Annotated in this window: 12 protein-coding genes; all 12 read right to left on the bottom strand. The window is 68.3% G+C overall.

What is annotated here, in order from left to right:
* Positions 1–21: 21 nt before the first annotated feature.
* The 12 genes from AB0B25_RS05965 to AB0B25_RS05910 all read right to left on the bottom strand — a co-directional run bounded on the left by AB0B25_RS05965 (position 22) and on the right by AB0B25_RS05910 (position 15143).
* Complete coding sequence (locus AB0B25_RS05965; RefSeq protein WP_357175758.1) at positions 22–2313, bottom strand: primosomal protein N'; 2292 nt, start codon at positions 2311–2313, stop codon at positions 22–24.
* A gap of 93 nt (positions 2314–2406) precedes the next feature.
* On the bottom strand, positions 2407–3618 hold the full coding sequence (gene metK / locus AB0B25_RS05960; RefSeq protein WP_357175354.1) for a methionine adenosyltransferase: 1212 nt from the start codon (positions 3616–3618) through the stop codon (positions 2407–2409).
* A 222-nt stretch (positions 3619–3840) separates the two neighbouring features.
* Positions 3841–5064, bottom strand: coding sequence for a bifunctional phosphopantothenoylcysteine decarboxylase/phosphopantothenate--cysteine ligase CoaBC (gene coaBC, locus AB0B25_RS05955; protein WP_357175351.1), 1224 nt, complete (start codon positions 5062–5064; stop codon positions 3841–3843).
* Positions 5065–5107: 43 nt separating this feature from the next.
* On the bottom strand, positions 5108–5389 hold the full coding sequence (gene rpoZ, locus AB0B25_RS05950; RefSeq protein ID WP_357067712.1) for a DNA-directed RNA polymerase subunit omega: 282 nt from the start codon (positions 5387–5389) through the stop codon (positions 5108–5110).
* An 80-nt stretch (positions 5390–5469) separates the two neighbouring features.
* A complete protein-coding gene (gene gmk / locus AB0B25_RS05945) occupies positions 5470–6054 on the bottom strand; it encodes a guanylate kinase (protein ID WP_357175348.1) in 585 nt (194 codons plus the stop codon).
* Between the two features lie 8 nt (positions 6055–6062).
* Positions 6063–6383, bottom strand: coding sequence for an integration host factor, actinobacterial type (gene mihF / locus AB0B25_RS05940; protein ID WP_014986450.1), 321 nt, complete (start codon positions 6381–6383; stop codon positions 6063–6065).
* 577 nt (positions 6384–6960) lie between these two features.
* Complete coding sequence (gene pyrF, locus AB0B25_RS05935) at positions 6961–7815, bottom strand: orotidine-5'-phosphate decarboxylase (protein WP_357175345.1); 855 nt, start codon at positions 7813–7815, stop codon at positions 6961–6963.
* Positions 7808–11116: a carbamoyl-phosphate synthase large subunit gene (gene carB / locus AB0B25_RS05930; protein ID WP_357175343.1), complete on the bottom strand. Its 3309-nt coding sequence runs from the start codon at positions 11114–11116 to the stop codon at positions 7808–7810. The genes pyrF and carB overlap by 8 nt, the downstream gene beginning before the upstream one ends.
* A complete protein-coding gene (carA, locus tag AB0B25_RS05925; RefSeq protein WP_357175340.1) occupies positions 11116–12228 on the bottom strand; it encodes a glutamine-hydrolyzing carbamoyl-phosphate synthase small subunit in 1113 nt (370 codons plus the stop codon). Before carA ends, carB begins: the two co-directional genes overlap by 1 nt.
* Positions 12225–12746, bottom strand: a complete 522-nt coding sequence (locus tag AB0B25_RS05920) for a transporter (protein ID WP_357175337.1) — start codon at positions 12744–12746, stop codon at positions 12225–12227. Before AB0B25_RS05920 ends, carA begins: the two co-directional genes overlap by 4 nt.
* A 124-nt stretch (positions 12747–12870) precedes the next feature.
* Positions 12871–14187: a dihydroorotase gene (locus AB0B25_RS05915; protein ID WP_357175334.1), complete on the bottom strand. Its 1317-nt coding sequence runs from the start codon at positions 14185–14187 to the stop codon at positions 12871–12873.
* Positions 14184–15143, bottom strand: a complete 960-nt coding sequence (locus AB0B25_RS05910) for an aspartate carbamoyltransferase catalytic subunit (protein ID WP_357175331.1) — start codon at positions 15141–15143, stop codon at positions 14184–14186. Before AB0B25_RS05910 ends, AB0B25_RS05915 begins: the two co-directional genes overlap by 4 nt.
* Positions 15144–15159 lie beyond the last annotated feature (16 nt).

The following is a 15159-nucleotide window of genomic DNA, read 5'->3' as shown; positions in this document are numbered from 1 at the left end:
GTTCCCACGGACTATCGCCGTTCACCCGATGTCGACCGGATCTATCTGGACACGTAGGGGTGCGTCCGAGCGGTGCGTGCTGCGGACGGCTTGGGCGGCGGCGAGGATGCGGGCCAGTGCGGCACCGGAGCCGCGCTGGACACGCAGCAGTATGCGTTCGACTTCGGCGGGGGAATCACCGGAGAACGGTTTGCGCGCACCTTCCGGAAGTGGAACCGGACCGAGGATGTCCACGCCCTCCGGCAGGGTTGCGAAGGATAGCAGTTCGGCGACGGCATCGGACGCGCCATCGATCGCGGCCATCCGGACGGCTGGGGGGAATCCGACCTCGGCGCGGGCGGCGACCTCGGCGCGGGCATGCCCGACGGGGTCCCAGCGCACCAGGGCCTGCACGGTGGGGATCGACGGTTCGGCCATGACGATGACCTGGCCGTGGGCGCGGACCAACGCGGCGGCCGACATCCAGCGCCGTAGCGCGTCCTCGGCGGCGCGCAGGTCGGCGCGGCCGAGCAGCGCCCAACCGTCGAGCAGCAGCGCGACACCGTAGCCACCCGGTGCCACAGGTTCGGCGCCGACAGTGGAAACCACCACCTGCGGGCCTGGTTCCACCACGTCCAGCATCGCGCCACCGCTCGAACCCCGAATCGGCACGCCGGGAAACGCGCGACCGAGCTCCTCGGCGGTGCGGGCAGCGCCGATCACCACCGCGCGCAACGCTCGCGAACCGCAGGCCGCACAGCGGAACGCGGCATCGGTGATGCCGCACCAACGACAACTGGGACTGTGCGCCTCGGCGAGCGATGGGGTGCGCTGCGCGCGACCTTCCGGCAGAGCGAGCGGTCCGTTGCAGTGTCTGCACCGAGCGGGTGTTCGGCATTTCGCGCAGGCCAGCGACGGGATATACCCGCGTCGCGGCACCTGCACCAAGACCGGCGCCCCCTCCTTCAGCGCCGCACGGGCGGCCGCGAACGCCACTGCGGGGATGCGGACGGCGCGGGCGACCGGATCGCGTTCCATCGCGATGTCACTATCCCCAGGCGCACTGATCCGCGGCGCCGCCGTGCGCACGACCGCCCGGTCAGCCACCAGGTCATGTGCCCAACCGGAATCGACCACCGCCTGGATCTCCGCGGTCCGCGCGAAACCGGCCGCGACGAACGCCGCACCGGTCTCATGCGCGCGCAGCATCGCCACCTCCCGCGCGTGCGGATACGGCGCCCGCAGCTCGGCATAGGTGTCGTCCCCGTCGTCCCAGATCGCGATCAACCCGAGATCACCTGCGGGGGCGAACACCGCACTACGCGTTCCGACCACCACCCGGGCGGACCCGCGCAATACCGCGAGCCACCGTCGATACCGCGCGGCAGGCCCCAATCCGGCGGCCAAACCCACCGCCGAATCCCCCAGCAGTCGAACACATTCCACCAACACTCGGTCCAGATCCCGCTGGTCCGGCACCATCAGGATCGCGCTACGCCCGCGCTCGACGACCACCGCCGCCAACTCCGCCAACCGACGCGGCCAGTCCTCCCCCGGCAATGTCTGCCATGCCGCCCGCGGCCCCTTCCCCTCGCCCAGCGCGGCGAGGAATGCGACACCGTGGACATACCGCCCCCAGGCTGCCGGATCGACAACGGAGGTAGAGGTGGGCCGCGCGTTCCCCGCGTCAGCGCCATCGGGCACCCCGGCGGCCGATGCCTCGGGAACGACTTGTGAATCAGCGCTTGTGTCGAATACCACAGATCCGACAACCGATGCCGAGACGGCATCGGCCCCCGCCGGCACATCGGCAGCCGTACCGGATGCGGCCAGTTCGGGATTCGACAACGCGGGCGTCCGCGCGGAAGACCCTGACACCGCGTCGGACATGCTCGTCACAGGCTCCGAATCGGGCCGCGGCGTCGCATCTGGATCATCGAGATCAGGATGGGCAGAAGAGTCCCGCTGCGGAACCGGCGAATTCGCGACCTTCTTCGTACCGCCGGACTCGGTGCGGGCATGTCGGGGTGGGATGGCCAGACGAAGTACGTCGGCACGGGTGCCCGCGTATCGCGTGGCGACCGCGGTAGCCAACGTCAGGATGTCGGGTGTCAAGACCCGCTCGGCCGAGACAACTCGTTCCAGCTTGACCAGCTTGCCGTCGTGATCACTGTGCGCGAGCCGCGCGAGCAGGTAACCGTCGACGAGGCGGCCTGCGAAGCGAACGCGCACCCTGACCCCGGGCTGGGCGAGTTCATCCAGCTCGGGGGGTACCAGATAGTCGAAGTCGCGGTCGAGATGTGCCGGTGACAGCAGTGGGAGCACCCGAGCGATCGGGCGCGCAACGGCCGCGGGGCCCGCGGACGGACGGTCCCCTGGAGTGGCGAGGGCGTCCGCCGCGGGTTCGTTCACTCGGACCCGGTCGGGTTAGAAGCCGATGGCCGCGCGCAGCTTGTCTGCGCGGTCGGTGTGCTCCCAGGGCAGGTCGACGTCGGTGCGACCGAAGTGGCCGTACGCGGCGGTCGGCGCGTAGATCGGCCGTAGCAGGTCCAGGTCGCGGATGATCGCGCCGGGGCGCAGATCGAACACCTCGGTGATCGCCGTGGAGATCCGCGCCGGATCGACCTTCTCGGTACCGAAGGTCTCGACGAACAGACCGACCGGTGCGGCCTTGCCGATCGCGTAGGCCACCTGGACCTCGACACGCTCGGCCAACTCCGCCGCGACCACGTTCTTGGCGACCCAGCGCATGGCGTAGGCCGCGGAGCGGTCCACCTTCGACGGGTCCTTGCCGGAGAACGCACCGCCGCCGTGGCGGGCCATGCCGCCATAGGTGTCCACGATGATCTTGCGGCCGGTCAGACCCGCGTCGCCCATGGGACCACCGAGCACGAACTTTCCGGTCGGGTTGACCAGCAGGCGGACGTTGGAGGTGTCCAGCGAGGGCAATTCCAGGTCGGCCAGGACCGCGTCGACCACCTTCTCCCGAATATCGGGCGCGAGCAGGTTGTCGAGGTCGATGTCGGCGGCGTGCTGGGTGGAGATGACCACCGTATCCAGTCGAACCGGACGATCTCCGTCGTATTCGATGGTGACCTGGGTCTTGCCGTCCGGCCGCAGGTACGGCAGCATCCCGGACTTGCGCACCTCGGTGAGCCGACGCGACAACCGGTGCGCCAACGCGATCGGCAGCGGCATCAACTCGGGGGTGTCGGTAGTGGCGTACCCGAACATCAGGCCCTGGTCGCCGGCACCCTGCCGCTCGATCTCGTCGTCGGAACCCCCGACACGCGCCTCGTGCGAGGTGTCGACACCCTGCGCGATATCCGGCGACTGCGCACCGATCGCAATATTCACACCGCAAGAATTTCCGTCGAAACCCTTTGCGGACGAGTCGTATCCGATTTCCAGGACTTTCTCCCGGACAATGCGTGGAATATCCGCATAAGCCGATGTGGTGACCTCACCTGCGACGTGGACCTGACCGGTCGTCACCAGGGTTTCCACCGCGACCCGGCTGCGCGGATCTTCCGCCAGCAACGCGTCGAGGATGGAATCGCTGATGGCATCACAGATTTTGTCCGGATGACCTTCGGTCACGGACTCACTGGTGAAAAGCCGACTGCCGGACGTGCGCACAGTTCTTCCCTCTCCCTCAACGGGTTACTCGTATCGGGTTGCGACAGTAACGCGATGCCACTACGACGCAACCCTTACATCTCAGACTATTCCAAACCGCCGACGCGGCGGGTCCTCGGCCACACAGCCATCCCAGACAGCCGAACAAATGACGACTCGGCGGATACGGACAAACGGACTGCACCGCCTCCGATCGGCCATCGTGGCCCGGACGCAGGCGACTCAGCGCAACAACGCACCCAGCGCGTCGAGCACCCGACTGGCGAGCAACGCCTTCGAGCCGTGGTCGAGCGCCTGCTCGGTGCCATCCGCGCCGAGCAGCCAGCCGTCGTTCGTGTCCACCTCGAACGCCTTGCCCTCGCCGACCGCGTTGACCACCAGCAGATCGCACCCCTTCCGGGCGAGCTTGGCTCGCGCATAGGTGAGGACGTCGCCGTGCTCGTCACCCGTCTCCGCGGCGAAGCCGACGATCGCGGTCCCGCGCAGCTGACCATCACGCCTGGCCTGCACCAACCCGGCGAGGATGTCGTCGGTCTTGGTCAGCTTGATGACGTCGGGTTCGCCCGCGCCCTTCTTGATCTTGGCGGCGGCGACGTTGGTCGGCCGGAAATCGGCGACGGCCGCGGCCATGATGACCGCGTCGGCATCGACCGCGTGCTTGTCGACAGCGATCTTCAACTGCTCAGCGGTGGTGATGTGCACCAGGTCGACGGCCGCGGGAGCGGCCATCTCGATCGTGTTGCCCGCGATCAACGTCACTTGGGCGCCACGCTGGGCCGCCACTCGGGCGAGCGCGTAGCCCTGCTTACCGGAGCTGCGGTTGCCGAGGAAACGCACCGGATCCAGCGGCTCCCTGGTGCCGCCGGCCGTGATCACGATTCTGCGGCCCTCCAGATCACGCGGGATCGCGTCGGCGCGTTCCATCAGCAGTGCGGCGAGACCGAAGATCTCCTCGGGTTCGGGAAGCCGCCCCGGGCCGGTATCGGTGCCGGTGAGTCTGCCCGCCGCGGGCTCCATGACGATCGCGCCGTGCGCGCGCAGCGTCGCGACATTGGCGACGGTAGCCGGGTGCTCCCACATTTCGGTGTGCATCGCGGGCGCGAACAGGATCGGACATCGGGCCGTCAGCAACGTGGCGGTGAGCAGGTCGTCCGCACGGCCGGACGCCGCGCGCGCCATGAGGTCGGCGGTAGCCGGCGCGATGACCACGAGGTCCGCCTCCTGGCCCAGCCGAACGTGCGGGACTTCGGGCACGTCCGAGAACACGCCGGTGTGCACCGGGTTCCCGGACAGCGCCTCGAAGGTCGCCTTGCCGACGAACTGCAACGCCGACTCGGTGGGGATCACCCGAACCTGATGTCCGGTCTCGGTGAACCGTCGGACCAGTGCGCATGACTTGTAGGCGGCGATCCCTCCGCCGACGCCGACAACGATCCGTGTGGTCACTACGCCTCCGGCTTAGTTGTGGTCACTGCGAACTCGGTTCGCCTCACTCGCCTTCGGAGTGCTCGAGCAAGTCGGAATGGATTTCCCGGAGCGCGACCGACAGCGGCTTCTCCTGCAGACCGGGCTCGACCAGCGGACCGACATACTCCAGAATGCCGTCGCCGAGCTGGTTGTAGTAGTCGTTGATCTGACGGGCCCGCTTGGCCGCGTAGATCACCAGGGCGTACTTGGACGAGGTGCGCTCCAGCAGCTCGTCGATCGGCGGGTTGGTGAGGCCGACCGGCGTGTCATAGGCGGGCGCGGTGGTGGTGTCCGTACTGCTCACTAGGGAGGCTCCTGCTGGTATCGGGATGTCGCACGAGCGAAGGGCCCTCCGGGCTCTGATCGCTCATGCGCAGGTGGGGGTCACGAACTCGAATTTGTGCTAACGAACAACGATACCAACTGCTCGCAGGCACTGGTCACCTCGTCGTTCACGATGACGATGTCGAACTCGTCACAAGCCGCCAATTCGGTCCTCGCTGTCTCCAGCCGCCGCTCGATGGCCTCGGGCGATTCGGTGCCACGCGACCGTAGTCTGGCCACCAGCTCGTCCCAGCTCGGTGGGGCGAGAAACACCAGAATCGCCTCGGGGATCGCCCGGCGCACCGAGCGGGCGCCCTCGAGATCCACCTCGACCAGCACCGGAAGGCCCTCCGCCAAGGCGGCGCGCACCGGACCGGCCGGGGTGCCCGAACGCTGCAGCCCGCCGTGAATGTCCGCCCACTCGAGCAGTTCGTCCGCCGCGATCATCGCGTCGAACTCCGCGCGGGAGACGAACCGGTAGTCGAGGCCGTCGACCTCCCCGGGCCGGGGGGCCCGGGTCGTTGCCGACACGCTGAAGACCAGGTGGGGCAGCCGCTCGCGGACGCAACGGACCACGGTGGACTTGCCCACGGCCGAGGGGCCGACCAGTACAACCAGCCGACCCTTCTGCGTGTGTTCGACCACCCTCGTTGTCAGGCGTCGAAATCGAACCGGGCCAACAGCGCCTTGCGCTGCCGATCGCCCAGTCCGCGCAGCCGCCGGGTGGGGGCGATCTCCAGCTCGCTCATGATTTCCGCTGCCTTGACCTTGCCCACCTTCGGCAGGGCCTCCAGCAGCGCCGACACCTTCATCTTGCCGAGGATCTCGTCGGATTCGGCGTCGGTGAGCACCTGCTTCAGGTTGGTGCCGCCACGCTTCAAGCGCTCCTTGAGCTCCGCCCGAGCGCGGCGAGCGGCAGCCGCCTTCTCCAAAGCAGCGGCGCGCTGCTCGTCAGTCAGCTGGGGAAGGGCCACGGTTCCTCCGTCTCATCGTTCATTGCATCAACTCCTGCCGGTAACCCGGCAGTCTCAGCGACCGTACCCACGACGTCCGCCGATTGCGAACCCACCCCCCAGGTCAGCGCATGATTTCGGATGCCGTAGACGCGCGTGCGGCGCCCCGCGCACCCTGCCTCCGCGACCGCGCCCGCCAGGCCTTCGAACCCGCGAAATACGTCGCCAGCTGCACGTTTTCGGCAAACCGAATGGGTTGCGAGCGGTTTGCGGGACCGTCCAGCACCGCTCCAGCAACCGGCCACCCCCCCTACCAGGAACTTTCTCGAAAATTTCTGCGTGTCGCGAGTTGGTGGCGCGTGTCGGGCGTCGCGGATCGTCGATGCACCCGAAATCGGGGTACCGGACGTAGTACGAATTGCCCTGTACGCCGGTCCCGAGGCGATTCACCCATCCCGGTACACCCCGGAGCCCTGAAATCGGCGCAGAGTGGCGCACAGGCCCCGCTACGGACCCCGCGGGCGCGCGTCGACTGTCCGCGAACACGGACCCGGTCCGATCAATGACCGAGGGTCGGCGCCGCGGCGCCGACCCTCGGTCATTTCTCCAGGAAACCGAACCCGTCCTGGAGTGCTGCCACGCTGGCCCGTAGCGCCGGAACACTCGGTCCTGCCCGCAGCACCTCGCGCGAGACGGTCGGGACCACAGCCCGCAGCATCGACTCGGGGACCAGTGCACGGATCGTTTCCGGACCCCCGCCCTGTGCGCCGACACCGGGCATGAGGATCGGACCGTTGAGCCCGGACAACTCCGGCGCCGCCGTCAGTGTGGCGCCCACCACCACGCCGACCGAACCGAACTCGGCGTCCGCGTTGCGGGCGGCGGCCTCGTCGACCATGGTCTGGGCGACGGTTCGCCCATTCGCCGTAGTTGCGCGCTGTACCTGCGCCCCCTCGGGATTCGAGGTGGCCGCCAGCACGAAGACGCCGCGGTGGTTGACCTCGGCGAGCGCCAAAGCCGGTGCCAGCGCACCGAATCCGAGGTACGGCGAGACCGTGACGGCATCGGAGCCGAGCGGGCCGTCGGCCAGCCACGTGCGAGCGTAGGCGTCCATGGTGGAGCCGATGTCGCCGCGCTTGGCGTCGGCCAGCACCAGGGTCCCCGAGGCGCGCAGCACCTCGATGGTCCGCTCCAGCACGGCCAACCCGCCGGAACCGTAGGCCTCGAAAAACGCGACCTGCGGTTTGATCAGCGCGACCCGGCCGTCGAAGGCCTCCACGCAGATCTCGGCGAACTGCTCGAGCCCCGCCGCATCCTCGGTCAGCCCCCAGGCCCGCAGCAGTTCCGGGTGCGGATCGACACCGACACACACCGGGCCGAACTGTCGCATCGCACGGCGCAACCGCTCGCCGAAGGGCGCCCGCTCGCTCGCCTCCTCCCGCGACTCACCCACGCAGCACCGCGTGCAGCTCCTGCAGCGAACGCACCCCGATACCACCGTTGATGGTGGCCTCGATGCCCTGGACCGCGGCTGCCGCGCCCTGCACGGTGGTGATGCACGGGATGTCCACCCCGACGGCGGCGCTGCGGATCTCGTAACCGTCCACGCGGGGACCGGAGTTGCCGTACGGGGTGTTGAACACCATATCGATCTCCCCGTCGCGGATCTGCTCCACGATGGTCGGCTCGTCAGCGGGCCCTTCCTCCGAGTGCTTGCGCACCTGCTCGCACGGAATTCCGTTGCGACGCAACATCTCCGCCGTGCCCTCGGTAGCGAGAATGCGGAAGCCGAGGTCGTGCAGACGCTTCACCGGGAAGACCATCGCGCGCTTGTCCCGGTTGGCGATGGAGACGAACACGGTGCCCTCGGTGGGCAACGAGCCGTAGGCGGCGGCTTGACTCTTGGCAAAGGCGGTGCCGAAATCGGCGTCGATGCCCATCACCTCGCCGGTGGACTTCATCTCCGGAGACAGCAGCGAATCCACCCCGGAACCGTCGGCGCGACGGAACCGATGGAAGGGCAGCACCGCCTCCTTGACCGCCACCGGGGCGTCCAGCGGGACGTGCCCGCCGTCTCCCTCGCTCGGCAGCATGCCTTCTTTGCGCAGCTCGGCAATGGTCGCGCCGAGCATGATCCGCGCGGCGGCCTTGGCGAGCGGCACCGCCGTCGCCTTGGACACGAACGGAACGGTCCGACTGGCCCGCGGATTCGCCTCCAGCACGTAGAGGACGTCATCCTTGAGCGCGTACTGCACGTTGAGCAGGCCCTTGACACCTATGCCCTTGGCCAGCGCGACCGTGGAACGGCGCACCGCCTCGATATCGCTGCGACCCAGGGTGATGGGCGGCAGCGCACAGGCGGAGTCGCCCGAGTGGATGCCGGCCTCTTCGATGTGCTCCATCACACCGCCGAGATAGACCTCGTCACCGTCGCACAGCGCGTCGACGTCGATCTCGATCGCGTCTTCCAGGAACCGGTCGACCAGCACCGGGTGCTCCGGGCTCAGCTCGGTCGCACGAGAGATGTAGCCCTCCAGGGAGTCCTCGTCGTAGACGATCTCCATGCCGCGTCCGCCGAGCACGTAGGACGGGCGTACCAACACCGGGTAGCCGATCTGCGCGGCGATCTTCTTGGCCTGGGCGAAAGTGGTCGCCGTGCCGTACTTCGGCGCGGGGAGCCCGGCCGCGACCAGCACATCGCCGAACTCGCCGCGGTCCTCGGCCAGGTCGATGGCGGCGGCGCTGGTGCCGACGACCGGGACGCCCGCTTCGGTCAACCGCTGCGCAAGCCCCAGCGGGGTCTGGCCGCCCAGCTGCACGATGACGCCTGCGACCCGGCCCGACTCGCTCTCGGCGTGATAGATCTCGAGCACGTCCTCGAAGGTCAGCGGCTCGAAATAGAGGCGATCGGCGGTGTCGTAGTCGGTGGAGACGGTCTCCGGGTTGCAGTTGACCATCACCGTCTCGTACCCCGCCTGCGACAGCGTTTGCGCCGCGTGCACACACGAGTAATCGAACTCGATGCCCTGGCCGATCCGGTTCGGACCGGAGCCGAGGATGATCACCTTCTCGCGGTCGCGCTGCGGCGCGACCTCGGACTCGGCCGCGGGATCGAGCTCGTAGGCCGAGTAGTGATATGGAGTCTTGGCCTCGAACTCGGCGGCGCAGGTATCGACGGTCTTGAAGACCGGGCGCACACCGAGCCGGTGTCGCAGGGCGCGCACACCGGACTCCCCCGCCAGTTCCGGCCGCAACGCGGCCAATTGACGGTCGGACAGGCCGTAGTGCTTGGCACGGCGCAGCAGCGGCTCGTCCAGCACCGGCGCGTCGATGACCTCGTCGCGCAGATCGACCAGACCAGCCACCTCCGCGACGAACCACGGGTCGATACCCGAGGCCGCGGCGACGTCCTCGATGCTCGCACCCAGGCGCAGCGCCCGCTCGACCTGATAGATCCGACCCTCGGTGGGGGTCCGCAAATCCGCGAGGATGGCCTCGGCGTCGGTCCAGTCGCCGTCGTCCTGGGTCCAGAAGCCGGCGGCCTTGGTCTCCAAGGAGCGCAGTACCTTGCCGAGCGCCTCGGCGAAGTTGCGGCCCAGCGACATCGCCTCGCCGACCGACTTCATGGTCGTGGTCAGCGTGGGGTCCGCGCCCGGGAACTTCTCGAAGGCGAACCGCGGCGCCTTGACCACCACATAGTCCAGCGTCGGCTCGAAGCAGGCCGGCGTTTCCTTGGTGATGTCGTTGACGATCTCGTCCAGCGTGTAGCCGATGGCCAACTTGGCGGCGATCTTGGCGATCGGAAAGCCGGTCGCCTTGGACGCCAACGCGGAGGACCGCGAGACGCGCGGGTTCATCTCGATGACGATCAGCCGGCCGTCTTCCGGGTTCACCGCGAACTGGATGTTGCACCCGCCGGTGTCGACACCCACCTCGCGCAGGATCGCGATGCCGAGATCTCGCAGGTTCTGATACTCGCGGTCAGTGAGCGTCATGGCCGGGGCGACGGTGACCGAGTCACCGGTGTGCACGCCCATCGGGTCCACGTTCTCGATCGAGCAGACCACCACGACATTGTCGCGGCCATCGCGCATCAGCTCGAGTTCGTACTCCTTCCAGCCGAGGATCGACTCCTCGATGAGGACGTTCGCCGTCGGTGAGGCGGCCAGACCACCGCCCGCGATGCGGTTGAGGTCCTCGTCGTTGTAGGCCATGCCCGAACCCAGTCCACCCATGGTGAACGACGGCCGCACCACCACGGGGAAGCCGAGGTCGGCAACCGTCTCACGGACCTCGTCCATGGTGAAGCAGACGCGCGACCGAGCGCTCTCGCCACCCACCTTGGCGACGATGTCCTTGAACTTCTGCCGGTCCTCACCGCGCTGGATGGCCTCGAAGTCGGCGCCGATCAGCTCGACACCGAACTTCGCGAGTACGCCACGCTCGTGCAACGCGACGGCGGTATTCAGCGCGGTCTGCCCGCCGAGGGTGGCGAGAATGGCGTCGGGCCGCTCCTTCTCGATCACCTTCTCGACGAACTCGGGCGTGATCGGTTCCACGTACGTCGCATCGGCGAACTCCGGGTCGGTCATGATGGTCGCCGGGTTGGAATTCACCAGCGACACCCGCAGACCTTCGGCCCGCAGTACCCGGCACGCCTGCGTACCGGAATAGTCGAATTCGCACGCCTGGCCGATCACGATCGGGCCAGAGCCGATCACCAGGATGTGCTCGAGATCCTCGCGGCGAGGCATCAGGCTCCTTCCATGAGACCGGCGAAACGGTCGAACAGATATGCGGCGTCGTGGGGGCCGGCGGCGGCCTCCGGGTGGTACTGCACCGAGAAGGCGCGGCCGTCGACCAGCCGGATGCCCTCCACCGTGCCGTCGTTGGCGCAGATGTGACTCACCTCGGCCGTGCCGAACGGAGTATCGAATCGCTCACCCGCTTCGCCCTCCAGGGCGAAGCCGTGATTCTGCGCGGTGATCGAGATCCGGCCGGTCTCGTGCTCGACGACCGGGATGTTGATGCCGCGGTGGCCGAACTTCATCTTGTAGGTGTCGCGGCCGAGCGCCCGGCCGAGGATCTGGTTACCGAAGCAGATACCGAACAGCGGGAGTCCCTGCTCCAGCACGCCGCGGGTCAGCGCGACCGCGCCGTCGGCGGTGGCCGGGTCGCCGGGGCCGTTGGAGAGGAAGACGCCGTCGGGGTTCAACTCCAGGATCTGGTCCAGCGGTGTATTCGACGACACGACATGCACCCGCATGCCGCGCTGGGCGAACATGCGGGGTGTGTTGGTCTTGATGCCGAGGTCGACCGCGACGACAGTGCACCGGTGCTCGCCGTCCGGCTCGATCGTGTACAGCGTGTCGGTACTCACCTCGCCAGCCAGGTCGGCGCCGAGCATAGAAGCCTGACCATTGACTCTGGCCACCAGCTCGTCGAGGGCGGCGAGGGCGGCGCCGGAGAAGATGCCTGCCTTCATCGAGCCGCGCGTACGCAGGTGGCGCACCAGGGCGCGGGTGTCGATACCCGCGATACCGACGACCTGCTGGCGCTCGAGTTCCTCGGGCAGGGTCGTGGTGGCGCGCCAGTTGGACGCGCGCCGGGCGGGATCGCGCACCGCGTACCCGGCGACCCAGATCTTCGAAGACTCGTCGTCCTCGTCGTTCCACCCGGTGTTGCCGATCTGCGGTGCCGCGGCCACCACGATCTGGCGGTGGTAGGACGGGTCGGTGAGGGTCTCCTGGTACCCGGTCATCGCGGTACAGAACACCGCCTCACCGAGCGTCTGGCCGACCGCGCCGTAGGCCTGACCGCGGAACACCCGGCCATCCTCCAGCACGAGCGCTGCTTCAGCTGTCATCCCTCATCATCTCCCGTTGTCGTCCTGGTCTGATCCGCTGTCGGATCCTGCGTCCATGCCGGGTAGACCGACTTGTCGTCACCTCGGAAACCGGTATCGATGTCGGTTCCGGTGGGCAACTTCCAGCGAATGACCAGCACACCGTTTTCCGTCATCACCTTGCCCGCGTGGCCGCGCTCGGTGCGCACCGCCACGATGGATTCCTGCGGAATCCACAGCGGCGTCGCGCCGTGGCGTTCGAGCAGAATTCCTCGTTCGAATCGCGTGAGTTCCGCTGTGGCCCGAAAACCCAGATCACCCACCGTGATCCGGTCCTGCCAGCTGGGCGCGATAGTGCTGCCGAGATAGAGACCGGTCGTCGGCTCCACCACCTGCGCACCGAGTTCGGCAGGCGCAGCGGGCAGTTCACCGATCCGCGCCGCCTGCCGCGCCGCGCGGTTCTGCCATCCCCGATACATCAGCCACAGGCATCCGAGGAACAGCGCCAGCAAGCCGACCACCCACAGTGTTCTTTCCACTCACGAACCTCCTGTGCTCGATCCGCGACGCTCCCGATGCCCGGCGGTATTCCGCGAGACACCCGCACCCGACGGGGTTCGGTGCGCGGCACCGGCCCGATCGCTCATCCCTGCCTCCGCACGATTACACCTCCGCACGATTCCCCACCACCATGCCCGCACGGGCGGTCACCCGGCCGCGCAGCAGCGTCGCGGTCACCCGGGCCGGGAACGTCATCGCTTCGAAGGGCGTGTTGTTCGAGATGCTGGCGAGTTCGGCCCCGCGCACCGTCCAGGTGGCGGCCGGATCGACCAGCGTGAGATTGGCCGGTTCGCCGACCTCGAGCGGCCTGCCGTGCTCGTCGAGGCCGACGATCTCGGCGGGGCGCTCGCTCATCACGCGCGCGACGCCGCGCCAGTCCAGCAGTCCGGGCTCGACCATGGTCCGCACGATGATCGACAGTGCGGTCTCCAGCCCGAGCATGCCGGGGCGGGCCGCGGCGAACTCGCAGCACTTGTCCTGCTCGGCATGCGGGGCGTGATCGGTGGCGACGCAGTCGATGATCCCCTCGGCCAGTGCCCGCCGCAGCGCGGCGGCGTCGGATGCCTCGCGCAGCGGCGGGTTGACTTTGTTGACCGCGTCGTAGGTCTCCAGCCGGGAGTCGTCCAGCAGCAGGTGGTGCGGGGTGACCTCGGCGGTGATCGAGATGCCCTGAGACTTGGCCCATTTCACCAGCTCCACGGTCCCGGCGGTGGAAGCGTGGCAGATGTGCACCCGCGCGCCCGCGTCCCGGGCCAGCAGCGCGTCGCGGGCCACGATCGACTCCTCGGCCGCGCGCGGCCAGCCCGCCAAGCCGAGCCGGGCGGCGGTAGGGCCCTCGTGCGCGACGGCGCCCTCGGTCAGCCTCGGCTCCTCCGCGTGCTGGGCGATGAGCACGCCGAGCGAGTTCGCGTACTCGAGAGCGCGCCGCATCATGAGCGGGTCGTAGACGCAGTGGCCGTCGTCGGAGAACATGCGTACCGCGCCGACACCCGCGGCCATCGTGCCCATTTCGGCGAGTTGCTCGCCCGCCAGCCCGACGGTGACCGCCCCGACCGGATACACGTCGACCAGGCCGACTTCCTGTCCGCGCCGCCATACGTGGTCGGTGACGACGACCGAGTCGGCGACCGGAGTGGTGTTGGCCATCGCGAATACCGCCGTGTACCCGCCGAGCGCGGCGGCGGCGGAACCCGACTCGATGGTCTCGGTGTCCTCGCGGCCCGGCTCGCGCAGGTGGGTGTGCAGGTCGACGAAGCCGGGCAGCAGAATCTGTCCCGGTGCATCGATGATCTCGGCATCCTCGACGCCCAGATCGGTGCCGATCCGGCGGATCTCACCGTCGGCGACCAGTACGTCGACCGGTTCGCCTTGGCCGTAGAGCAGTACGCCCTTGATCAGCACCGTGGTGTTCACACTCATACAAGGGCCTCCTGTGTCCCGACGAGCAGACGGAACAGGACCGCCATCCGCATGTGCACGCCATTGGTCACCTGTTGCAGCACAGCGGCTTTCGCGGAGTCGGCGACCGAGGACGCGATCTCCATGCCGCGCAGCATCGGGCCGGGGTGCAGCACGACGGCGTGGTCGTCCAACAGGGCCAGCCTGCGCTCGGACAATCCATAGTTGATCGAGTATTCGCGGGCCGACGGGAAGAACCCGCCATTCATCCGCTCCGCTTGCACCCGCAGCATCAGCACCGCGTCGGCGCCGATCAACTCGGCGTCCAGGCTGTGCGAGACACGGGCGGGCCAGGCCTCGACACCGACCGGCAGCAGCGTGCGCGGCGCGACCAGAGCCACCTCGGCACCGAGCGTGGCCAGCAGGAAGACGTTCGACCGGGCGACCCGACTGTGCAGGATGTCACCGACGATGACGACCCGCTTGCCTTCGATGTCACCCAACCGCTGCCGGAGGGTGAGCGCGTCCAGCAGGGCCTGGGTCGGGTGCTCGTGAGTGCCGTCGCCCGCGTTGACAATCGCCGGGCCGCCGGCGCGTCCCGCCGAGACCGCCCACTCGTCCATCCAGCGCGCGATCTGGTGTGCGGCGCCGGAGGCCGGGTGCCGCACGATCAGCGCGTCGGCGCCCGCGGCGTGCAGAGTCAGCGCGGTGTCGCGCAGGGATTCGCCTTTGGAGACCGACGAACTGCTTGCGCTGACGTTGATCACATCCGCGCTCATCCATTTGCCCGCGACCTCGAACGACACCCGGGTGCGGGTGGAGTTCTCGTAGAAGACCGTCATCACGGTGCGTCCGCGCAGCGTAGGCAGCTTGTGCACCTCGCGCCCGAGCAATGCCTGCTCGAACCGCTCGGCCTCATCGAGTAGTTCGGTCGCGGCAGCACGATCCAGGCCGGCGACGGTAAGCAGATGCCTCACGCCCGTACCTCCGTGG

Origin of the sequence: Nocardia sp. NPDC049190 (assembly GCF_040648115.1) — a bacterium.
GTDB lineage: Bacteria > Actinomycetota > Actinomycetes > Mycobacteriales > Mycobacteriaceae > Nocardia.
This window is presented reverse-complemented; position numbering and strand designations above follow the sequence as displayed.